Origin of the sequence: Mogibacterium sp. CM50 (genome assembly GCF_000293155.1) — a bacterium.
Lineage (GTDB): Bacteria > Bacillota > Clostridia > Peptostreptococcales > Anaerovoracaceae > Mogibacterium > Mogibacterium timidum.
In genome coordinates, this window is the sequence record NZ_ALNL01000009.1 from 54957 (window position 1) to 75788 (window position 20832).

26 protein-coding genes and 1 tRNA gene are annotated in these 20832 nt (G+C 42.2%); 26 read left to right on the forward strand and 1 reads right to left on the reverse strand.

Annotated features, from left to right (window positions below; all coding sequences use genetic code 11):
• The first annotated feature begins 28 nt into the window (after positions 1-28).
• From HMPREF1152_RS00845 to HMPREF1152_RS08820, 26 genes are all read left to right on the forward strand, one after another.
• The gene (locus HMPREF1152_RS00845; protein ID WP_009643206.1) at positions 29-424 is read left to right on the forward strand and encodes a helix-turn-helix domain-containing protein; all 396 of its coding nucleotides are present in this window, start codon (positions 29-31) and stop codon (positions 422-424) included.
• A 231-nt stretch (positions 425-655) separates the two neighbouring features.
• Positions 656-1468, forward strand: a complete 813-nt coding sequence (locus tag HMPREF1152_RS00850; protein WP_009643235.1) for a terminase small subunit — start codon at positions 656-658, stop codon at positions 1466-1468.
• Positions 1449-2849, forward strand: a complete 1401-nt coding sequence (locus HMPREF1152_RS00855) for a terminase large subunit domain-containing protein (RefSeq protein ID WP_009643213.1) — start codon at positions 1449-1451, stop codon at positions 2847-2849. Before HMPREF1152_RS00850 ends, HMPREF1152_RS00855 begins: the two co-directional genes overlap by 20 nt.
• Entirely contained in the window at positions 2849-4573 is a 1725-nt protein-coding gene (locus HMPREF1152_RS00860) for a phage portal protein (protein ID WP_009643261.1), read from the forward strand. The genes HMPREF1152_RS00855 and HMPREF1152_RS00860 overlap by 1 nt, the downstream gene beginning before the upstream one ends.
• A gap of 16 nt (positions 4574-4589) precedes the next feature.
• On the forward strand, positions 4590-6221 hold the full coding sequence (locus HMPREF1152_RS00865; RefSeq protein WP_009643191.1) for a phage minor capsid protein: 1632 nt from the start codon (positions 4590-4592) through the stop codon (positions 6219-6221).
• Positions 6218-6478 carry a hypothetical protein gene (locus tag HMPREF1152_RS00870; RefSeq protein WP_009643278.1) on the forward strand — a complete coding sequence of 87 codons (261 nt, stop codon included), beginning with the start codon at positions 6218-6220 and terminating at the stop codon, positions 6476-6478. The genes HMPREF1152_RS00865 and HMPREF1152_RS00870 overlap by 4 nt, the downstream gene beginning before the upstream one ends.
• Positions 6478-6798: a YjcQ protein gene (locus HMPREF1152_RS00875; protein ID WP_009643267.1), complete on the forward strand. Its 321-nt coding sequence runs from the start codon at positions 6478-6480 to the stop codon at positions 6796-6798. Before HMPREF1152_RS00870 ends, HMPREF1152_RS00875 begins: the two co-directional genes overlap by 1 nt.
• 62 nt (positions 6799-6860) lie before the next feature.
• On the forward strand, positions 6861-7205 hold the full coding sequence (locus HMPREF1152_RS00880; RefSeq protein WP_009643273.1) for a hypothetical protein: 345 nt from the start codon (positions 6861-6863) through the stop codon (positions 7203-7205).
• Between the two features lie 177 nt (positions 7206-7382).
• The gene (locus HMPREF1152_RS00885; RefSeq protein WP_009643272.1) at positions 7383-8009 is read left to right on the forward strand and encodes a phage scaffolding protein; all 627 of its coding nucleotides are present in this window, start codon (positions 7383-7385) and stop codon (positions 8007-8009) included.
• Between the two features lie 5 nt (positions 8010-8014).
• A complete protein-coding gene (locus HMPREF1152_RS00890; RefSeq protein WP_009643224.1) occupies positions 8015-9121 on the forward strand; it encodes a P22 phage major capsid protein family protein in 1107 nt (368 codons plus the stop codon).
• Positions 9122-9135: 14 nt separating this feature from the next.
• A complete protein-coding gene (locus HMPREF1152_RS00895; RefSeq protein WP_009643246.1) occupies positions 9136-9456 on the forward strand; it encodes a hypothetical protein in 321 nt (106 codons plus the stop codon).
• Between the two features lie 2 nt (positions 9457-9458).
• A complete protein-coding gene (locus HMPREF1152_RS00900; protein WP_039883271.1) occupies positions 9459-9794 on the forward strand; it encodes a DUF6751 family protein in 336 nt (111 codons plus the stop codon).
• Positions 9791-10213, forward strand: a complete 423-nt coding sequence (locus tag HMPREF1152_RS00905; RefSeq protein WP_009643280.1) for a minor capsid protein — start codon at positions 9791-9793, stop codon at positions 10211-10213. The genes HMPREF1152_RS00900 and HMPREF1152_RS00905 overlap by 4 nt, the downstream gene beginning before the upstream one ends.
• A 1-nt stretch (position 10214) precedes the next feature.
• Complete coding sequence (locus HMPREF1152_RS00910; protein WP_009643253.1) at positions 10215-10649, forward strand: hypothetical protein; 435 nt, start codon at positions 10215-10217, stop codon at positions 10647-10649.
• Between the two features lie 9 nt (positions 10650-10658).
• Positions 10659-11147, forward strand: a complete 489-nt coding sequence (locus HMPREF1152_RS00915) for a hypothetical protein (RefSeq protein WP_009643242.1) — start codon at positions 10659-10661, stop codon at positions 11145-11147.
• 18 nt (positions 11148-11165) lie between these two features.
• Positions 11166-11717 carry a hypothetical protein gene (locus HMPREF1152_RS00920; protein WP_009643234.1) on the forward strand — a complete coding sequence of 184 codons (552 nt, stop codon included), beginning with the start codon at positions 11166-11168 and terminating at the stop codon, positions 11715-11717.
• On the forward strand, positions 11686-12267 hold the full coding sequence (locus tag HMPREF1152_RS00925; protein WP_009643256.1) for a Gp15 family bacteriophage protein: 582 nt from the start codon (positions 11686-11688) through the stop codon (positions 12265-12267). Before HMPREF1152_RS00920 ends, HMPREF1152_RS00925 begins: the two co-directional genes overlap by 32 nt.
• A gap of 2 nt (positions 12268-12269) precedes the next feature.
• Positions 12270-15173 (forward strand): tape measure protein, encoded by a 2904-nt coding sequence (locus HMPREF1152_RS00930; protein WP_009643217.1) that lies wholly within the window; start codon positions 12270-12272, stop codon positions 15171-15173.
• Positions 15174-16007, forward strand: coding sequence for a phage distal tail protein (locus tag HMPREF1152_RS00935; RefSeq protein WP_009643225.1), 834 nt, complete (start codon positions 15174-15176; stop codon positions 16005-16007).
• Between the two features lie 2 nt (positions 16008-16009).
• Positions 16010-17047, forward strand: a complete 1038-nt coding sequence (locus HMPREF1152_RS00940; protein ID WP_009643194.1) for a Gp37-like protein — start codon at positions 16010-16012, stop codon at positions 17045-17047.
• Between the two features lie 14 nt (positions 17048-17061).
• The gene (locus HMPREF1152_RS08815; RefSeq protein WP_009643263.1) at positions 17062-17952 is read left to right on the forward strand and encodes a hypothetical protein; all 891 of its coding nucleotides are present in this window, start codon (positions 17062-17064) and stop codon (positions 17950-17952) included.
• Between the two features lie 34 nt (positions 17953-17986).
• A complete protein-coding gene (locus HMPREF1152_RS00950; protein WP_009643244.1) occupies positions 17987-18301 on the forward strand; it encodes a hypothetical protein in 315 nt (104 codons plus the stop codon).
• 14 nt (positions 18302-18315) lie between these two features.
• Positions 18316-18609, forward strand: coding sequence for a hypothetical protein (locus HMPREF1152_RS00955; protein WP_009643240.1), 294 nt, complete (start codon positions 18316-18318; stop codon positions 18607-18609).
• 75 nt (positions 18610-18684) lie between these two features.
• Positions 18685-18990 (forward strand): hypothetical protein, encoded by a 306-nt coding sequence (locus HMPREF1152_RS00960; RefSeq protein WP_009643219.1) that lies wholly within the window; start codon positions 18685-18687, stop codon positions 18988-18990.
• A 4-nt stretch (positions 18991-18994) separates the two neighbouring features.
• Positions 18995-19324, forward strand: coding sequence for a phage holin (locus HMPREF1152_RS00965; RefSeq protein WP_009643222.1), 330 nt, complete (start codon positions 18995-18997; stop codon positions 19322-19324).
• Positions 19299-20189 carry an N-acetylmuramoyl-L-alanine amidase gene (locus HMPREF1152_RS08820; protein WP_009643243.1) on the forward strand — a complete coding sequence of 297 codons (891 nt, stop codon included), beginning with the start codon at positions 19299-19301 and terminating at the stop codon, positions 20187-20189. The genes HMPREF1152_RS00965 and HMPREF1152_RS08820 overlap by 26 nt, the downstream gene beginning before the upstream one ends.
• A 296-nt stretch (positions 20190-20485) precedes the next feature.
• Here the strand turns inward: HMPREF1152_RS08820 and HMPREF1152_RS00975 are convergent.
• Positions 20486-20561 (reverse strand) — tRNA-Arg (locus HMPREF1152_RS00975).
• Positions 20562-20832: the final 271 nt, after the last annotated feature.

A 20832-nucleotide genomic window follows, 5' to 3' on the forward strand; every position in this document is an offset into this window, starting at 1 on the left:
GAGCAAGTTTATTTAAGTGGGATGAAATATGACAAAAAAAGAAATGGAAGAGCTTATATCGATTAAGCAAGAAATTAATGCAATAGAGATGTCTTTGTGTGCTCCTAAAAGCACATATACTTTTGCGTTCTACAAAGATTATAGGACTGGGTTTCCGATTCCCAAAATAGAGACAGGTTATGATGATGGCTCAATATGCAAGGATCAATTGATAAAAAGGCTTATAGCCACAAAGAAGAAGCTGCAAAGAAAAATAATTGAAGCAGAGAAATTTATCGAGATTCAAACAGATAGTGAACTTAGAACCATCCTGCGTAGCTATTACATAAACGGATTAAGCCAGGAAGAGATAGGGAAGCTTCTCGGTTATGACAGAAGCACAATAACTAAGAAGTTAAAACGGTTTTGGCGAATGAAAATTTGACATAAAATACAAGATTCACACAATTCACTTTTTTTCCTGATAAAATGATAGTGTAGAAAGTGTCGAAGAGGCACAGGTTTTTCTCCCAAGCTATAAACATTCGGAAAAGGTCGCTGCAAGGCGTCCTTTTTCAATGCGTGGGTATAAAGAAATCACCAGATAAGACGAATTTGAACAGCAGCTTCGTTGCATGCTGTTTTTTTGTGAATTTTAAACAGTGCAGGAAGAACGATGCATGCGAATGAAGAAAAGAAAAAGACCGCAAAAGAACTTTATGAAAGCGGTGAAAACTTAATATTTATTGCCCAAAAACTAGAGGTCAAAGAGTCGACTTTGAGGTCATGGAAAAGACGTGGGGAATGGGAGCAAAGTGCAACGCCAAAAACGTTGCAAAAAATGCAGTCAAAAAAGGCAGCTGAAAAGCAGCTGAAAAAGGAGTTCGGAGACGAGGCGGAAAAGCTTGTCGAAAATAATTTTCTTACATCTAATCAAAAATTATTTTGTATGTATTATGTGACCTGTTTTAACGCTACAAAAGCATACCAAAAAGCATACAAATGTAGCCGTAAATCAGCAGGGTCAAATGGATACAGAATGCTGAAAAATGCTGAAATCAAAAAGTGTATTAGGGAGCTAAAGGAAAACAGGCTTAATAAAGCTATGTTAAATCCATCTGATATTTTTCAGAAATACATAGATATTGCCTTCTCGGATATTTCCGATTTCGTTGATTTCGGCACTGAAAAAGCAGATGACGGTACCAGACAAAGCTATATAAGATTCAAAGATGCCGCGAAGGTTGACGGTACTCTGATAGCTGAAATATCTATGGGGCAGACGAAGAGGATTAAGCTTGAAGATAGACAAAAGGCTTTAGCCTGGCTGGCAGATCATATGGACCTGGCCACTGAAGAGCAGAAGGCCCAGGTTGAATATATTAAGTCAAAGACAGCTGCAGTTAATAAAGCTTTAACGGGAGAAGGGACAGAAATTGAAGATGTTGATGACCTAGAGGAAGAGATATATGGCAGCACCGAAGAGTAAAGAGCCTGTTAAGAAAAAGAGTATCCCCTACAGGTTTGGAGAGAAGCACAAGGCATATATGAGACGATCCAGGGACTGCACATACAATGTCGCAGAAGGTTCTATTCGTGCCGGCAAGACAACGGATAATATATTTGCTTTTGCTCACGAACTGAAGAGGACAAAGGACAAGCTGCATCTGGCTACCGGATCGACGCTCGGAAATGCGAAGCTCAATATTGGAGATGCAAACGGATTCGGATTGGAGCATATATTCAGAGGACAATGTCACTGGGGGAAATTCAAGGGTAATGAGGCTCTGTATATACAAGGACCGTCTACCAACAGGAAGTTAAGGGTAGTGATATTTGCAGGTGGTGGCAAAGCAGATTCCTATAAAAAAGTTCGTGGTAACTCATATGGTATGTGGATAGCGACAGAGATAAATCTACATCATGACTCTATGATAAAAGAATGCATCAACCGTACAGCGGCCGCTAAGATGCGTAAATTCTTTTGGGATTTGAACCCGGATAATCCTTACGCATCGATATACAAGGAGTACATAGACAAGTATGCCGAGAAAGCAGCTGCAGGCGAGTTCCCTAGCGGATACAATTACGAGCATTTCACTTTGTTTGATAACGTAACAATCAGCAAGCAGAGGCAGCAGGAACTGATGGCTGATTATGATCCTGAAACGATTTGGTACAGGAGAGACATACTCGGAGAGAGATGTGCTGCAGAGGGTGTTATATATAAAAGCTTTGCAGATAATTCTAATAAGCACATCCGGATGTTTAAGGATTATAGCGAAAGGCAGGAATGGTTAAGAACGATACACTTTATCTCAATAGGGATAGACTTCGGAGGGAATAGGTCACTGACTACATTTGTAGCCACAGCAATCCATTACAGATTTCAAGAGGTTGATGCAATAAAAGATGCCAACATAGAAGGGAAAAAAGGCGACATAGATCCGGACAAAGTGAACAAAAGCTTCTTGCAATTCCATGAGGAGCTGAAGAGGGATTTTCCGGGAATTCCTATACTCTACATATTTGCCGATAATGAAGCGCAGTATCTGATAAATGGATTGGCCAAAGCATGTAGGGCAGCGGGTATCACAGCAAGCATAGGTGATAGTGCAAAGAAGAAGATTACGGATCGTGTGTACTGCGGTAATACTTTGCTAGCTAGTGGAAGGATGAAGATATTCCCGGAGTGCAAGCTTCTGATAGCAGGTTTGAAATCAGCAATATGGGATCCGAAGGAAGCTGAGAAGGGCAAGGATGTTCGCCTGGATAATTTCAGCAGCGACATAGATATATTAGACGCATGGGAATATTCATGGGAGCGATTTATGAAAAAGCTGCTTCCTGAATCTAAAAGGAGTAACTGATGAATATAAATACCGTTATTGATTACTTAAATAAAAAATACGACATAAAGCTTGATAGCAGCTATTACCGGAATATATCGATATGGAGAGATTGGTGGATGGGCTATTACGCTCCATTCCATACCTTTGCAGAGGTTGGATTGGATGGCAAAAAGAAAGAGCGTAAGCTCTATACGTTAAAGATGGCAAAGCAGGTGTGCGAAGACTGGGCATCCGGTCTTCTGAATGACGAGCTGCATATTGCCATTGATGATGAAGAATCCGAGACATACATACTTGGGGAAGATGCTGAAGAGGGGAAAGAGGATAAGAAACCTAAGAAGAATATATTTAAGGGAGTGCTTAGAGACAATGCCTTCCGCCAGCAAGGTAATCGACTGATAGAAAAGAGCTTTGCATTCGGTACAGGTGCATTCGTGTTAAGAGCTGAAAATATAAAGCTTGGTAGGAACGATAAGATAATCTCAAACCCGGATATAAATATTCGGATTGAGTATCTATCTGCAGATCACATAATCCCTCTATCTGTACATGCGGGCAAGATAACGGAGGTTGTATTTGCATCTGAGGTGCTGCAGTTAGGTGTGAAGATGATATATCTTGAAACTCACAGACTAGTAGATGGGCAGTACGTAATTACAAACGAGTACTTCAAAGCTGAAGAGGGTAGCCTCATAAAGCAAGAACTTCCAGATGGAATACTTGAAGAAATGACAACAGGGGGAAATGTTCCTCTGTTTTCTATCGTTATGCCAAATATCGAGAACAACATATCTCCAGGTTCGCCACTAGGAATTTCCGTATTTGCAAATGCGTTAGATAACCTTGAAGGAGTAGACCTTGCATATAATAATTTCAACAAGGACTTTAAGCTTGGCGGAAAAAAGGTATTCATGAATAGCCGCATTGTTCGTAGAAATGAAAGAGGAGAGACCATTACTCCTGATGATGTAGCGCAGCAGCTGTTCGTAGAGACAGGGGATGACCTGATAGATGATTCCGGCACAAAGAAGTTCATTCAGGAACACAATCCGTCTCTCAGAGTATCTGAGAATGTTGAGGGAATACAAGCTCAGTTAGATCTCCTATCGTTTAAGTGCGGTCTGGGAACTAAATTCTATCACTTCAATGGTGGAACCGGAGCTGTACAGATAACTGCAACTGAATATCTGGGAGGTCGCCAAGACCTGACTAGGAATACAGGTAAGCATACTCTTGTTGTCAAAGATGCACTTGAATCACTTATCAGGTCAATCCTATGGGTTAAGAAGGAGCTTGGAGGTGGCAAGGTAGACCCAGAAACAAAGATTGAAATTGACCTGGGGGACAGCTTTATTTCTGATAGCGCATCTGAGAGGGCACAAGATATACAGGATGTAAGAGACGGCATCATGAACAAATGGGAGTATAGAGCTAAGTGGTATGGCGAAAGCGAAGATACTGCCAAGGCTAATATACCGGATGCCGGAGAAATTGGATACGAAGAGGATCCATTTGGATTTAATCAAAATCGGGGGGGTAGACTAAAACTCGGTAAGGCCGAGACACAGACGGAAGCCCAGGCAGATAGAAGATTAAACGGAGCTCAGACAACAAGTTTGATTAATACCATATCTCAAATAAAAGAGGGAACTCTGACAGAAGGACAGGCAATTGCTATAATCGCCACTGCCCTGCAGATTGATCCTGAAGAGGCTAAGAGGATTATACAAGGCAGCTTGTGATAAGTAAGGAGGATGCATGCTTACACCGGAATTCTTACATGAAGCGCCGGAAGGGCTGCTTGAAATATATAGAGAAACAGAAGAGGCAATACTAGCCGATATGGCAAGGCGTATATCCACATATGATTTCTATATTCCTGCTGCACAGTGGCAGAAGAGGAAACTCGAAGCTAGGGGTATGTTTGAGGCAGAGATAAACAGGAGACTGTCTCAGCTCACAGGCAGGAGTATTCAAGAAATCAAGGAGCTTATGAAAGAAGCAGGGATGGAGACAATAGCTAGTGATGACCGTATCCATTCGCTGGCAGGGAAAAAATGCCCGCCGCTCGAAGCAAGTCCATCTCTGATTGCTGTAATGAATTCCGGATACAGACGAACAGCAAAGGTGTTTCGCAATCTCACAAGAAGTACAGCCGCTAATGCCTCTAAGCAGTTCAGTAAGATAATGGATCTGGCATATATGCAAATAGCGTCAGGAGCCTTTGATACAGAGGCAGCCATCAGGAATGCAATCAAGGCATTAGCTGAAAAAGGGCTTGAGTCTGTAAGATATCCGTCAGGGCGTGTGGATAATATAGAGGTGGCAGCTAGAAGAGCTATTGTGACCGGTATTAACCAGACAGCTGGAGATATGCAGCTTGCAAGAGCAGAAGATGTTGATAGCGAATATGTGGAAACTACAGCACATGCCGGAGCACGTCCGGAACATGAGGTGTGGCAAGGCAAGGTATTTAAGCTGCACGGCGAAGAGCCGGGATATCCTAACTTCTATGAAGCTACAGGATACGGGTCAGGACCGGGACTATGCGGATATAATTGCAGGCACAATTTCCATCCGTTCTATCCTGGATTATCAACTCCTGCTTATAGCGATGAGATGTTGGCCGAATATGTAGCTAAGGATTACTTATACAATGGCAAGAAATATACCGAGTATGAAGTATCGCAGATGCAGAGGTATTACGAAAGAGCTCGGAGGAGATGGAAACGAGAATACCTAATGCAAGAAGCTGCAGGACTTGATACAACAGAATCCAGTGTAAAGATGCGATCATATATGGAAAAATTGAAGAACCTGGAAGATCAGACAGGCATGCCATCACAGCATGACCGTATGATAGTAGCAGGTTTTGGAAAAGGTGAAGCCGGTAAATCTCAATGGGAAGCGAGGAAATATTACCAGTGGTTTCGTAAAGCTTATTCTCTTGACGGTCAAGGAATGAGAAAAACACTTGCAAGCTATTACGACATGAAGTACAATAACCCCCCTGAGTACAAGCTATTCAAAAAATATGTGTTATCTGTTGAAAGGGGAGAAGTCTCACCACTGCTGGGGTTATCCACATACAGAGAAAAGGCGCATCTGATTGATGAACAGCTTGTAGGGCTGAGAACCCCGCAGGGTGCTGAAATTAAAGATTATTCATCTCATTTTGTCGGCAGAATGATTGGACACTCGGCACCTAACAAAAAGTACAATAGAACAGGTGTAAGCATTGAGGACTTAAAACGTTGCATAACACATGGGGAAGAAAGAACTTCCGGACATGAAGATACTATAATGCTGGTAGGTTCAGGGTGCCAGGTTACATATAATCCTAAAACCGGTGTTCTTGTGCAAACTAACAGAAAGGATAGAGAGGTATGATTGTTGTAGAAATAAGCGGTGAAGAACAAAAGTTTTTAAAACCATATGTAGAAGAATGGCCGGAGCTGGCAACAATTAAATTGGAACGTACTGATATTAGGAAATACCTTAATGCTCTTGATGATATGATTTTGCGCTATGGTTTTGATAAAAAGATGGAGTTCTATAACGAGATTGGGGAAGGTGCACAATTGATATATGATCGCGTTTTAGATGCATGTGATGATTATGATGATAGAAAAGGTGGAGAGGAATAATGAATACGCTTGAAACAGCATACAAGATTCTGAAAAATTTAGAATCTGCAAAAGATGTTGAATACATGGGCACACTTATTAGTCCTGAACACTTAAATGTATCGGATGAAGAGTGGCTTATGGTTATGAAAAATCTTCTTGAAGAAGGGTATATTCGGGGAGTTGATATAAGCAAGAATGTACTCGGGGAGACAAAAGTTAATATTGAAGAGGCTAGAATTACATTGAAAGGGGCACAATACCTTCATGAAAACAGTGCAATGCAGAAATTCATGAGGATAGCAACTAATGTGATAACAATAGGTTCAAGTATTAAGTAATAATTAGATTTTTAAAGCAGGCCAAGTGGTCTGCTTTTTGCATGCAAAGAAAAGGAGTGACAATGGAATCTTTAGAATTAAAAGACAAGGTAAATATACTTGGGACAGAATATAGCATCAAGAGGCAAAAGGAAAAAGAAACTCCCAAGCTCGAACATGCAGACGGGATATGTGAATTTTATTCAAAGGAGATTGTAATTGATGACTTTGAACCTATTCCGAGAACAGTTGCCAATCCCAATTTATATAAAAAGAAAGTGTTAAGACACGAGATTGTACATGCCTTTCTATACGAATCTGGACTTGATGTAAATTCAGAATGGGCAAGAAATGAAGAAATCGTTGACTGGATAGCACTTCAAGCTCCTAAACTACAAAAAGCATTTGAAGAGGCAGGGTGCTTATAACATTATAACATCAGATAAATTGCAGAGGGTGCGCACCTCTGTTTTTTATATTCGCCCAGTCAAGGCGTAAAACTGACTGAATTTTATTACTCGCCTGCTCATCGGCGTAAAATGTGAGCCGCATCGGCGTCGCCTGCCGTAAAAGATGGCGTAGCGGATAAAAGAATGGAGGACACAATGAAAAGAGAAGAGATCGAGAAAGTTTTGAAGGAAGCTGGAGTATCTGATGAAAAGCTGAAAGATACCGTTGAAAACATCCTGGCAGAAAATGGCAAAGATATTAAAGCAGCACAGGACAAGACAGCACAAGACAAACAGAAGGAACTTGATATTGCTGATCAGACTATCAAGGGCCTGAAGGAGAAGGTTGACAAGTTCGATGGAGTCGATGTTGACAAGCTGCGCAATGATGCCAAGGAATGGCAGGATAAGTATGATGCTGATATTGCAGCAGAGAAAAAGAAGACTAGCGACCTACAAAAGGAATACGCCTTAAAGGATGCACTAAGAGGTCAAGGTGCACTGGATCCTGATTACATCATGTATAAGCATGGTGGCATCGATAAGTTTGCCTTTGATAGCCAGGGCAATCCTATAGGTCTATCTGACATCCTAAAGCCAATGATGGAAGCATCACCGGCATTGTTTAAAAAGGATGATAAGGATGATGGCGACGATGGTGCAGCCGGCGGAGCAGGAGGGTTCTCGAGTGGTGGAAATCACGGAGGCGGAGCAGAGCCTGATCTCGACAAACTATCAGATGAAGAGTATTACAAAAGACTCGAAGAAAAAGAAAGGAAGTAAGAATTATGCCAAACAATTTTCTGGAAGTAAAAAACATCGCAAGACAGACATTACCTAGACTAATGAATAACCTGGTATTCCCTAACCTGGTACATAGAGATTTCTCTAATGATTTTGTACCAGGACTTGGAACCAAGATTCAGGTCAAGAAGCCTGTAAAACTCATCGCAGAGGAATTCAATGAGTCACAGGGCGTTAAGCCACAGGGAATCAACGAGGAATCTGTAGAGGTTAAGCTGGATAAGCTAGCTACAGTAGATGTGGAGTTTAGCGCAATCCAGAGAGCTACTAACGTAGATGACCTAAATAGACTATTCCTCGAACCAGCGGCAGTCGCTCTGGCAGAGAAGATTAACAATGATGGATTAGAACTATACAAGTTCATTCCTACAGCTGTGGGAAAGGCAGGTACGACACCATCTGAACTAACGGATCTTGCAAATGTAAGAAAGCAGCTTAATAAGCAGCTCGTGCCAGTTGCTGGCAGAGTAGGAGTATGGGACACCGAAGCTGATGCTGCATTCTCAACTGTACCAGCAATCGTTAATGCTGAGAAGTCAGGTTCTACCAGTGCTCTCAGAGAGGGTTCAATCGGTAGAGTAATGGGACTTGATAACTACATGTCCCAGGCTGTGAGAAAGCATACTGCAGGTACACTTAAGGTGACTGGGGATAAAATCACCGTTAAATCTCAGGTTGAAGATTCCGATGAAGTTGTACTTAAAGGAACAGGCATGACTGGAACCCTTGTAAAAGGAGACATTATCACTATTGTGGGTAATCAGTATTTAGTCACAGAGGATACATCAGCTTCTGGAGATGAAATCCATGTTAATGTAACACCAAAGATCACAGCAAATGCAGACGTGCAGGCAGTGCTGCTCAAGAGCCACACTGCAAACCTTGCATTTAATCCTATGGCTTTTGCATATGTAACAAGACCACTTCAGGCACCAGCAGGAGTAGAGAGTTACGTAACTAGCCACAACGGAATTTCTCTTCGTGTAGTAAGAGGTTATGACATGACGAAGAAGAAAGAGATGCTGTCGATGGATGTACTCTACGGTTACACAGCAATTTATCCTGAACTTGCGACAAGAGTGCTTGGATAAACAAGGAGGCCTTAATGATTGAATATAAGTTTTACACGGACGAATTCTGCGGCAAGGCAATATCCGAGGAAGACTGGCGGGGGTGCGAAACTTTCGCCAGTGCTTATATTCGAAAGCATTTCGTAGGATTTAGTGTTGAAGCAGATGATTATAAGCATGGTATATGTGCTGTTGCAGAGGCAAAACAGACAGTAGATCAAGGCGTCTTGGAAAGTCAGACTGTAGGGTCATGGTCAAAGCACTACAGCGTGAATAGTGTATCTGATAAAGATAGACTAATTAATGCGGCCATGCTTTATCTATCTGAATATCGAAAGGGAGTTGAGTGGGCGTGAATATGTTCACACATACTGTAACGATTTATCACAAAGTGGAAGATCGGAAGTGGCTGACTAGGGTAGTAAATGATGTACATGTAGAGATGATACAGGGTGAAACAATCAGAAAGCGCGGTGTTGAATCCGCATCTAAACTGATTGCATATATCCCGCTTACATCTATGAGCGACGTAGTCATCGAAAAAGGAGACATCATATACTGCGGAATTTCGCCTGTGGCGGTCGTAAACAATTCGAACGATGTCTTATATCACAATAACGCTTTTCTCGTCACCTCGGCTGAAAGCTTTGATTTTGGCGATGGGCAGAAGCATATAGAGGTGGTGGCAAAATGACAAACAAAATAGAGACACCACGAGGTTGCATTGTTGTAACTAAGGATGGCACTGCGGAGTTAAAGTGGAATCCGGGATTCGGTAATCAATGGGGTAAAAACTTTGACAAGGCTCAAAAGTTTATTGACCATGAAGTAATTAGGTTATGCAGTCCTATGGTTCCATTTCGTTCAGGTATGCTGGATAAATCGGGGATATTAGGTACTGTTCCGGGTGAAGGTGAGGTAGCATACAACGCACCATATGCGAGATATCACTACTACGGCAAGCTGATGGTTGGAAGAGCGCCGAAGAAGCTTACAAATCGCAATATGCAGTATCACGGAGCGCCTCGGAGAGGACCAAAATGGTTTGAGCGTATGAAGAGGCAGCATCTTCATAGCATATTATCCGGAGCTGCTGCGATAACAAGGAGATAATATGAGCATTGTTAAGAGTGTACAGGATTATTTAGCCACGTATGACGGCATGCAGCTTATAAACCTGTCGGAGATGGAGACGGACTATACACCGGGAAAGAGCGGTGCGAAAGGAGGCACAGCTGCACTTGCACCGACAGGTAATTCAAGAACGAGAACGGATGTTCTCGGGAATAAGACATATGAAAATGCATATATCTTTTTTGCAAAGGATTTGGCTGTAGATAATTCCGCGAGAGAAGATATGTATGATTTTCTGGAGTCTTTTTCCGGATGGATTGAAACAAAGATTGATGAGGGAATCCTGCCTGAATTACCCGGTAAGTATGAAGCGGTCAATCTAGTACCGTCAAATCACATGCTATATGACATCGAGGAAAGTGGTGCAGGAGTATATCAAGTAGAGTTAATACTAACAATCAAGAAGAGAAGATAGGAGAACTATATGAGCAATGTAATTAAAAGAGAGCTATGGCAGACGTTTTTAGGAATTCCGGATGCAGGAGGAACAAACTTCGACTACGAGGCGATTGGGGAAGATAATGATACGCTGACTGAGGAGCTTAATGCTAATGTCAGCAAGACCAAAAATGTTCTTGGCAAGAACAGTACGGCAGTAGATGGTTATTCTCCAAGCATGTCCGTTTCACCCTATAAGGCGGATAAGGGAACAAAGACCTTTGCATTCCTAAAAGGAATTGCCGATGGACTCAAGACACATGGTGACTGTGAGACACATGTAATAGATGTAGATCTGTTTGCAGAACCGGAATCATCTGAGTATCCGGCTATCAAGAAAGGTGTAATCGTAGAGGTTAAATCTCTTGGAGGCAATACAGATGCCTTCCAGATCCCTTATGAGCTGCACTATACGAATGTGAATGAGAAGGGTAAATTCAATCCTACCACGAAGAAATTCACAAAAACGCTGTAAAAGAAAGGAGTACACTCCATGACTGGTACAAATTTAAATTTTGATACCGGGACAATCACCCTGTATGTGCAGGGTGATCCGTCCCGGAAGTTTGCGTTCAATCCAACAGATCAGAGAGTGCTTAAGGGCTTTTTGAGATTGGTAGATGAAGCGGACGAAAAGATGAAAGACTTCTCGAAGAGAGCAGAGAACATCGATGAAGCAGGAGACATTACAGAGGCTGAGTTTACATCTCAGACAGCGGACCTTATGGATGATATAGACCATTGGTTCAGAAGCTCTTTTGATAGTATTTTTGGAAAAGGTCAGGCTCAGATTGTATTCGGAAATACGTCATCTGTCGCTATCAACAGTGATGGAGAGTACATTATGATAGCAATGCTGATGGCTCTATATCCTATTTTTGAGAAGGAAATTCAGACTAGATCCGATAGAATAGATAAGGTTTGCTCTGAAATCATAGAGGAACTACCGGAAGAGGAAAAGGAGCTGCCTACAGAGAAAGCACATAGTGCTCATAAAGAGGCAGAAGAAGAGAATGCTGACACTGACTCTGCCGAAGAGCATTAAGCTAGGAGAAAAGGAATATTCTATCAGGAGTGACTACCGAGTAGGTATCCGCCTGATGCAGATGTTTGAAGACCTGGAATTGACGGATAGCGAAAAGCTTTTTATAGCAATGAGGGTAATCTTCAAAGATGCAGTAATTTCGGGGATTTACTTACAGGAAGCACTAGAGAAAACAGTGTGGTTTCTAAATGGTGGAGACCTGAATCAAACATCTTCTGCCGGCAGTCGCAGTCAAAGAAGACTATATTCATGGAATCAGGATCTGAGATTCATAATATCGGCAGTAGATAAAACCGTGGGGTTTTCCGTTCGTGGAAAAGCCTTTTTTCATTGGTGGGATTTTCTGTCTGCCTTTTCCGAAGTAGGAGAATCGAGCTTTTCGACAATAGTGTCACAGAGATTACTGAAGCAAAAAGGTAAGCAAACTGAAAGTGATATCGAATGGTGGGCGGATAATGCAGATATTGCAGAGCTCAGGGTTCAAAGGTCAAGAGAGGAACAGGACGCTGTAGATAGGTTCAATAAATTACTTAAAGAAGGGAATGGTTAGTTATGGCTCAGGAATATGCAGGATATCTGATGTTCAATACAAAGCTTGACTCCGGAGGCTTTAATAAGGGGGCTAAAAAGATAGGCGGCATGGGAGGCAAGCTCACAGACCAGCTTGCAAAATATGCAAAGCGTGGAGCTATAGCAATGGGTACTGCTATCACAGCAGCTATGGTATCCGGAGTTAAATACAATGCGCAGATGGAACAATACTATCAGTCATTTAAAACCATGCTGGGTAACACGAAGGAAGCTACAAAGCATATGCAAATGCTTAAGAAGTTCGCTGCAGAAACACCATTTGAAATGACAGATTTGGCGAATGCATCTCAAACACTCCTTGCCTTTGGAGAGAATGTCAATCTGATAGAAGGTGACTTGAAGATGCTTGGAGACATATCACTTGGAAACAAGGAGAAGTTCTCGGCATTGGCTCTGGTATTTGGCCAGGTTAAATCACAGGGTCGTCTAATGGGGCAAGACTTACTACAGATGATTAATGCAGGCTTTAACCCTCTTACTATCATATCTAAAAAGACCGGAAAGAGTATGGCGCAGCTGAAGGATGAAATGGCAAAAGGTCAAATCACCTTTGATATGGTAGCAGATGCTATGAAGACAGCAACATCTGCAGGTGGTCAGTTTAATGATGCCATGAAAACACAGTCGAAAACTGTAATCGGTCTTTGGTCAACTCTAAAGGATAATGTCCATGCGAAACTTGGCGAAGCAATGGAGAGCGTAAGCAACATAATTAAGTCATCGCTTCTTCCTAACGCTATCAAATTTGTGGAAAAATTCAACGTAAAAAAGACTGTAGCTAGAGTAAGAACACTTATTGATGTTCTTAAGATAGCATCTCCTCTTATTGCGGGGTTATATGTAGCACCGAGAGTAACCTCTGGTGCTGGTGCACTAGCTGGTCTTTGGAGTAGAGGGCTGCTAGAAGCAAAGAAATACAAAATTGAGATGGCAGCTATAGCTAGATTGAGTTTAAAAGGTACCAAGGCGGAAATATCCGGTGTTGGTGTAGTGGTTGGATTATTGACTCAGAAGCTTACACTTGCAGAAGCAAAGACTCTTGCTTTAGGTAAAGCACAAGCTGTAATGGCCGGAATCAATCCTTATGTAGCTATAGTAGTTGGTGTACTGGCGTTTGTAACAGCAGTGGAGCTGGCAAAGAAGACGATGCAGGCACATGCTCTAGAAGCGGATAAGGATTACAGCGCAGTTCTAAAACTTGCCAAGGCTAATGAGGAAGCAGAGAAAGCGTATAACAGCCAAAGAAAAGCCGCTGCAAATGATATGGTTCAAAAGGGTGCAGAAGTAGAAAATGCTATTAATCTCAAGAGAGAGCTTGATGGTATCGTGGATGCATCCGGACGTGTCAAAAAAGGCTATGAAGGCAGGGCCGCTGCTATTGTATCAATATTGCAATCCCAAGGTGCTGAAATCAGCATGCAGAATGGTGTGATACAGAATTACGGAGAACTGAGTCAGGCTATAGACAATTATCTTGTCAAGAAAAGAGCTCAAATTGTACTTGATGCATATGAGGAATCGTATAAAACGGCACAGAGAAATATTCGCAAATCGACGGAGGCATACACCAGGGCTAGCAATGAGCTTGATAAGCACACTAAATCTCAAGCTGAAATTAATAGGATGTCTGCAAGACAGGTAAGTGAGTATGAAGAGAAACAGGCAAAGCTCATAAAAGCTAAAAACAAGGCTGCAGCTCAGGTTAATAAGTACAACAAGGATATTACCAGATACGAACAAGCACTTGCTGAGTTTGAAAAAGGCAACTACTCCAAGATTAATGCAGTACTTGATGGTCATGCTCAAGCGCTGGCTGATATCAACAAAAAGAACAAGAAGCAGCTCCGCAAGCAGAGAGAAGATACAGCCGCAGAACTTAAGGCATTGAATAAGCTTTATAAGAAGACCGGGTCCGATAATGTAAAAGCTGCTGCAGAGGCTAAGCAGAAAGAGCTTGCTGCTATAGATTCTAAACTTGGAGAACAAAATGCCAAAGTCAAAGGCAATCGAGGAAATATGAAAGCCGCAGCAAAGGATATGATGAGCGGTGCACAAGAGGGAATCAAGGAGTCAGATATCTCTATGGATGATCAGCTCGGCAAGCTCTCAGAATCTCCTAAGAATTATGCCGGAGGAATTAAAGCTGCGATGAACAGTCTGGTAGCAGCAGCTAATGGAGCCGCAGGAGGAGCAAACCTAAAAGGCTCATTTGCTCCTAGACTGTCTCAGCTATCCAGTTCTCCTCATGGGTATAGAGGTGCAATTTCATCCGCTATGTCGTCACTCATGAATGCGGCACGTTCAAGCGCAGGCAGTGTTTCATTTTATGGCGTTGGATACAATGCAGGAACAGGTATTAAATCCGGAATAATGGCGGCAAAGGCACAGGTTATAGCTGCCGGTATAGCGATAGCGAATGCGGTTGTTGATAACATGAGACGAGCAATAGAATCTCGATCTCCATCAAGGAAGACTGCAAGACTTGTTGGAGCACCAATTACTCAAGGTGTGGGAGTCGGTATGATACGTGAATCAAAAGCACTGTATAAGAAGGCGAGACAAGTTGCTAATAATATAGTTGCGGCTATGAAGGTTGATCCGGTTACCATAGGCCTAGGAGTTAAAAAGAGAATTAACATTCCGGAGGTTGCTAAAGGGACAAAGCCTCCGGTACAAGTTAGAACCACAATTATGATGCAGTCAAAAGAACGCGGTCTACTTGATAAGCTCATAGATAAGGTTGACCAGATAAGCGCTAGGCCAATCAAGCAGGAGGTTAATTTCCATGAGCGAGTTTACACACCTGCAGATGCCCGCGACAAACTGGCGGAACTAACTCGTTTGGGATTGGAGGTGGATACATAAATGATATTTCTGAAGTTTATCAGAGATGATGGAGCCATCATGAATATAGGGGATGGAGCTGAAGACTACGAACTTCTCAGTAAGACTGGCACAAGCAATGTAGAAGTTGAGCACTTTTATGATGCGAAAGGCAGTGGGTATGGAGACTGGCATTCAGGAGAACGAGTCAAGGGAAGGAACCTGAAGTACAAGATTACGAGCCATACCGGAATAGCAGCTTCACGAAGATTTATGGAGTTCTTTTTTAACGTGCTTCATAAATTCAGAGTGGAGTCGTACTTTAATGGCCGAGAAGTTTACCTGGATGCTGAGCTTCTGACGCCTAAACATACAGAGGATTTATATTCTCATGAAGAGGTTGAGGTCACATTCTATGCAGCTGATCCGTATTGGAAGTCTCTCGATGATACTGTAAGAAACTTCTACACACAGTCGGCTCTCTGGCATTATCCATATGCATTTGTTAAACCGAATCAAGACCTTCCGGCTAATGCATATACCGTGTTCGAGAGAATCAATGTAAACAAAACGGTATATGTATATAACGACGGAGACGCGCCGGCACTATTTACAATCACAATTCACGGTGCAGTTGATAATCCGGAAGTGAAAATCAATGATGCACTTATCAAATACAATGGGACAGTCGGTTCCGGAGAGTCCCTATACATAGACTCTGAAAACGGGATTTATCAGCTGGACGGGAAGAATGTTCTAAAGGATATGATTGTGCTTGGTGAACCTATGTTAAAGACAGGTGATAATACACTGGTCAGCAACAAGGAAATGTTCGGTACTGTCAATTACCACAAGCTGTATAACGGAGATATGTAATTATGAAGGTATTTGCATTTGACGAACATATGAACCGCATAGGAGAACTGAAGTATATACAGCTTCTATGGGATAGAAAATGTAATGAGCCTGGGGGCTTTACTCTATACCAACAATCTAAACATTATATCGAAGCCGCATACATAATGGCGGAAGGTCGGAAAGAAATAGGCATTGTATACAAACCTGCATATAAAGCTAATCCGAATGGCAGATATGTCACAACAGAGGGCAAGTTTGCAGAGGATATAACCAATGATGCGACAACAGAGCACGGTAAAACGATCGTTGCTACAAAACGTATGAATGATCAATTCATGGAATATCTTATAAAGAAAGGCATCAAAGAAGCCTTTGATAGTGAGACTATGAAGCCCAGAGATGAGGTTGTGACAAGATGCTTAGATGTTGGTGGAGAAATGTATCGGATCCTGGCACTGGATCAAGAAACATTTCAGGTGCAGTGGAATGATGGTTGGGAAATTAAATTTGTAAGTCCACGTGCAACAGGGATAAGGTTTTCTAAGGGTATTGGCAACGCAAAAGAAATAATCTATTCACAGGACATGTCGGTTTATAAGCATAAATGTACCGGATACGTGGAAATCCCGGATGATATTGTCAAGGGAGGCTATAGCGGAACTACCTTGATAGGTGGGAAGTATTATGAAACGGATTCGTTTACCAGTACGCTACAGGTAGAAGATCGATTCAGGCAGAAGGAAATGTCAATGGATTTCTCCATGCCGGAAGGACTCGAGATTACAACATCTAATAAAGCGAAGATTAAAGCTCAAATTGTGCAGATGTGTCAGCTTGAACTCCTCAATCACTACGTGGTTAGGGATATAGAAGTTACACCGCTGCAGATAGCAGGCTGTCGCTATCTGATAGATTATGACCTTGGAGACATTGTCCTGGTAGAAATCCCTGAAGTAGGAATAACATATGAGGCTCAGATTATAGAGGTACACGAGGTCTGGGAAAAGAATACACAGACCTATGCTATAACGCTGGGGCACAAGAGAATTAAAAGATGAAGAGGTGATTATATATGAGAGCATTCCCATATCAATCAATTTATGATCAATCGGCAAATCCGCCTTGGGATCGATTAACCGGAACGAGTGACCACAGAATAGAGGCACTCGCTAATTGGACTGATGGAGTATATCCGGATGGTGGATGGGAAACGACTCCGGGGGTCGGAATGTCAATTGTAGTAAGCCCTGGCATGGGCAGAATAAGAGGAATCTTTTGTTATGATGACGATCCGCATTCCGGAGGCTTGGCGACGGAAGGTAGAACATTGGTAGTGCAAGCTGCAGACGAGAGCTTGGACAGGATAGACAGAGTCGTTGTGCGCCACAATGACGCGTTAAATGTGAGAGCAACCGACTGGTACATCCTTAAGGGAACACCATCTGCAAGTCCATCGCCTCCGGAGCTGACAAGGAACAGCAGCACGTATGAGTTATGCGTAGCAGAAATCTTTATAGCAAGAGGAACGAGTGCTATCTCTGCACAAAGAATTACAGATACCCGGCTTGACTATAGGTTGTGTGGAACTACAACAACTAAAGTCATGGATTTAGCAATTGATGAGATAAAGAAGTTACTCAGTTCTGCTATCGATGAAACTACAGCAGGAAATATACGTAATACCATGGCTAGAATGATTATCATTAAAACCGATATTCGAATACACGGTACATCTGCAATATCTGACGATACTTATGAAAAGTATCCTTACAGAATTGATATCCCTATCAGCATGTGCACAGAAGAACATGTGCCGGATATATATCTTGATTCTGAATCGACCAATTTGTTTTATGAAATATGTGAAACAAGATCGGGCAGGGTACGAGTATATGTGTCAACAAATGAATTTGGCACAGTAAAAATTCCGGCAATCAGATTGACAAGACAATCGGATGTTTAATTTTAATAGTAATAAAAAAGGAGGTAACGCAGTAATGGCAATAGGTAGAGTACATGGGGGGGGTAAAGCTTTGCAATTAAAAGTTGCTACAAAAATCGTAAAAATTGCTACAAATGGTGGTGTGGCAATGCGTACAATTACCAAATCAGATCTCAGTATCCCACAAGACGCAAGAGTCTTACTGGCACAGGTTCATCCGATACATAAAGCGGGTGCAGATGATGTATGGACCGCCATTTTCTATGGATATTCCTGGGATAACAATAGCGATAAATTGGAGGTAGCTGTCAATGGAAGGTTGGCAGGACTTCAGGAACAGGTGTTTGAAATAAACATTTTGTATTATTAAGGAGAATGAATAAAATGATAGGCAAAATACATGGAGCTAAAACCAAATTGAAGCAGGAACGCATTGACTTGGGGAGCTCTTGGACAGCGCCTCGAGATGGCACGCTTGTATGCGGTGGAAGAGCAAGATATGATACTGCATACTTATTTATTAACGATAAGACGGATAATATATATGTCGGCATGCTTACCATCGAGAAACAAGATCATTATGGTACTGTTATGTGTCCCGTATTAGCTGGGCACACCTACGAGATGCGTCGTCAACATTGGTTGTCACAAGGCGATATGTTTGTTTATGAGGCGTAAATAGAAATATACAAATAATTTAGTCGGTCGGGTAAAGCCCGGCTTTTTAATTTCTTGAAGAAAGGAGGATGCTTTATGAAAGATCCGGAAATGCTGGGGAATCTAGTAATTGGGCTAGGAATATTAATTGCTCTAATTACGGCTCTCAATAATTACGTCAGCAAGCCTGTTAGTGAGCTCAATCGGACTATTGCTGCATTGGATGCGCGGCTCGAAAGTATGAACGAAGATGTACGTAACGTTGAGGCTGCTGTCAAAGAACAAGAAATACATGATCGCGAGTCTCACTCACGAATGTGGGCCACACACAACGACCATAATAGAAGGCTTAATGATCATGAAAAACGAATCGGTTCACTTGAAAACAGGAAGGAGAAATAAAGAAATGAAAATTAATTGGAAACAGAGATTTAGAAATAGGACATGGCTGCTTACATTCGTAGCAGCAGTAGCAGCATTAATCTATCAGAGTCTTAAAGTGCTTGGCATAGTGCCACATATAGCACAGGAGCAACTGATGGAACTTGTAACAATGCTTGTTGGCATACTTACATTGCTGGGGATTGTCGTCGATCCGACAACTCCGGGCACGAAAGATAGTGACCTAGCAATGAGCTATGGCAAGCATGATCCGGAAGAAATAGACAATATGGGTAGAGGTTGGGATGATTTTAATAAGGAGGTCAATGATGAGCAACAGCAGTCTGGTAAATAAACGTATAATCACTTCCCATTCAAGCAGTAGAATGGGAAGCAAAATAACTACTATCATAATCCATCATATGGCAGGGAATTTGAGCATTGAACAGTGCGGCCAAGTATTCCGGACAAGGCAAGCAAGCACTCACTATGGCATTGGTTCCGATGGAAGAATTGGCCAGTATGTAGACGAGGCATATAGAGCTTGGTCTGTAGCCAACAAATGGGGAGATGCAAAGGCGGTTACAATGGAGCTGGCAAACGATGGTGGAGCATCTACCAATTGGCATGTATCAGATAGAGCGATTGAGGCTTGTATAAATCTGTGTGTGGATATTTGCAGAAGGAACGGAATAACCAAGCTAGTATTTACCGGAAACCTCAATGGCAATCTGCAGATGCACAGATACTACATGGCGACTGCGTGCCCGGGGCCTTACTTGGCATCTAAGTTCTCATACATAGCAAATGAGGTTAATAAGAGACTGGGTGCAGGTGGATATGTAGCACCGTCACAGAGCTATATCACGAGCGATGGCAAGCTGGTTGTGGATGGGCTGTTTGGATATCAGTCGGTGCTTAAAATGCAAAAGTGGCTTGGTGGACAGTATAGAGACGGTATACTGAGTGGCCAACTCAGGAGCTGCGCTAGATACATCATGAACATGAAATATGGTGTACAGTGGGGCTCGGGAGGCTCATATACTGTCAGATTGTTGCAGAGGATATTAGGCGTTACCGCTGATGGATATATCGGACATGATACCGTCTGCGCTCTACAGAAGTACCTCAACAGCAAAGGATACAATTTGACTGTTGATGGTTATGCCGGGAATGCTACATGCTCCGCATTTCAGCGATATCTGAATTCGGTGGTGTAATATGAATACTTTAATAGACGGGATTATATTTATTATGCTCAACGCCCAGGTTGCCATCGAGCTAGGTGCAACGGGATGGAGCTGGTTCTAATTTTTAGGCAGTATCTTGACGGGTACTGCCTTTTTTAAGTGCTTGAATTTACGATAATAGTGGGAAAATAAATAAAATTGTACGCAATTTATAACACGCTTTGTAACACACCAATAACGATAAAAATAGGCAAATATCGACAATAGACAATGCGTCAGCAAAAAAGAAAAACACCGCAACTCGTTAGAATTGCAGTGTTTTGAACTGGTGTCCCGAAGAGGATTCGAACCTCCGACACCCGCTTTAGGAGAGCGGTGCTCTGTCCCCTGAGCTATCGAGACATGGGTTGGGCGCTCGTGGATGACACCTCCTGTTAACGTAATCCTCGGATAAATCTCTGATTAACTACAATCATCGGTGCCAAATACGAGCCTAATTATAATATCATCGAATCGTGCTAAACACAAGGGACAAACGACCCTATACGAGTGCGGAGCGCTATTGAATTTTTTACAATTAAATCGCTGCGAGCCCTTGACCTTTCCCCCATGCCTGGTGTAGTTTATAAATACTTGATAATGCGTTGCGCAGTAGAGGGTAGCAAAGATGTTT

Excerpts from the sequence above, each read along its gene's own strand:
- HMPREF1152_RS00845 (WP_009643206.1), top strand. The coding sequence starts at position 29 with ATGACAAAAAAAGAAATGGAAGAGCTTATATCGATTAAGCAAGAAATT.
- HMPREF1152_RS00850 (WP_009643235.1), top strand. The coding sequence starts at position 656 with ATGCATGCGAATGAAGAAAAGAAAAAGACCGCAAAAGAACTTTATGAA.
- HMPREF1152_RS00855 (WP_009643213.1), top strand. The coding sequence starts at position 1,449 with ATGGCAGCACCGAAGAGTAAAGAGCCTGTTAAGAAAAAGAGTATCCCC.
- HMPREF1152_RS00860 (WP_009643261.1), top strand. The coding sequence starts at position 2,849 with ATGAATATAAATACCGTTATTGATTACTTAAATAAAAAATACGACATA.
- HMPREF1152_RS00865 (WP_009643191.1), top strand. The coding sequence starts at position 4,590 with ATGCTTACACCGGAATTCTTACATGAAGCGCCGGAAGGGCTGCTTGAA.
- HMPREF1152_RS00870 (WP_009643278.1), top strand. The coding sequence starts at position 6,218 with ATGATTGTTGTAGAAATAAGCGGTGAAGAACAAAAGTTTTTAAAACCA.
- HMPREF1152_RS00875 (WP_009643267.1), top strand. The coding sequence starts at position 6,478 with ATGAATACGCTTGAAACAGCATACAAGATTCTGAAAAATTTAGAATCT.
- HMPREF1152_RS00880 (WP_009643273.1), top strand. The coding sequence starts at position 6,861 with ATGGAATCTTTAGAATTAAAAGACAAGGTAAATATACTTGGGACAGAA.
- HMPREF1152_RS00885 (WP_009643272.1), top strand. The coding sequence starts at position 7,383 with ATGAAAAGAGAAGAGATCGAGAAAGTTTTGAAGGAAGCTGGAGTATCT.
- HMPREF1152_RS00890 (WP_009643224.1), top strand. The coding sequence starts at position 8,015 with ATGCCAAACAATTTTCTGGAAGTAAAAAACATCGCAAGACAGACATTA.
- HMPREF1152_RS00895 (WP_009643246.1), top strand. The coding sequence starts at position 9,136 with ATGATTGAATATAAGTTTTACACGGACGAATTCTGCGGCAAGGCAATA.
- HMPREF1152_RS00900 (WP_039883271.1), top strand. The coding sequence starts at position 9,459 with ATGTTCACACATACTGTAACGATTTATCACAAAGTGGAAGATCGGAAG.
- HMPREF1152_RS00905 (WP_009643280.1), top strand. The coding sequence starts at position 9,791 with ATGACAAACAAAATAGAGACACCACGAGGTTGCATTGTTGTAACTAAG.
- HMPREF1152_RS00910 (WP_009643253.1), top strand. The coding sequence starts at position 10,215 with ATGAGCATTGTTAAGAGTGTACAGGATTATTTAGCCACGTATGACGGC.
- HMPREF1152_RS00915 (WP_009643242.1), top strand. The coding sequence starts at position 10,659 with ATGAGCAATGTAATTAAAAGAGAGCTATGGCAGACGTTTTTAGGAATT.
- HMPREF1152_RS00920 (WP_009643234.1), top strand. The coding sequence starts at position 11,166 with ATGACTGGTACAAATTTAAATTTTGATACCGGGACAATCACCCTGTAT.
- HMPREF1152_RS00925 (WP_009643256.1), top strand. The coding sequence starts at position 11,686 with ATGCTGACACTGACTCTGCCGAAGAGCATTAAGCTAGGAGAAAAGGAA.
- HMPREF1152_RS00930 (WP_009643217.1), top strand. The coding sequence starts at position 12,270 with ATGGCTCAGGAATATGCAGGATATCTGATGTTCAATACAAAGCTTGAC.
- HMPREF1152_RS00935 (WP_009643225.1), top strand. The coding sequence starts at position 15,174 with ATGATATTTCTGAAGTTTATCAGAGATGATGGAGCCATCATGAATATA.
- HMPREF1152_RS00940 (WP_009643194.1), top strand. The coding sequence starts at position 16,010 with ATGAAGGTATTTGCATTTGACGAACATATGAACCGCATAGGAGAACTG.
- HMPREF1152_RS08815 (WP_009643263.1), top strand. The coding sequence starts at position 17,062 with ATGAGAGCATTCCCATATCAATCAATTTATGATCAATCGGCAAATCCG.
- HMPREF1152_RS00950 (WP_009643244.1), top strand. The coding sequence starts at position 17,987 with ATGGCAATAGGTAGAGTACATGGGGGGGGTAAAGCTTTGCAATTAAAA.
- HMPREF1152_RS00955 (WP_009643240.1), top strand. The coding sequence starts at position 18,316 with ATGATAGGCAAAATACATGGAGCTAAAACCAAATTGAAGCAGGAACGC.
- HMPREF1152_RS00960 (WP_009643219.1), top strand. The coding sequence starts at position 18,685 with ATGAAAGATCCGGAAATGCTGGGGAATCTAGTAATTGGGCTAGGAATA.
- HMPREF1152_RS00965 (WP_009643222.1), top strand. The coding sequence starts at position 18,995 with ATGAAAATTAATTGGAAACAGAGATTTAGAAATAGGACATGGCTGCTT.
- HMPREF1152_RS08820 (WP_009643243.1), top strand. The coding sequence starts at position 19,299 with ATGAGCAACAGCAGTCTGGTAAATAAACGTATAATCACTTCCCATTCA.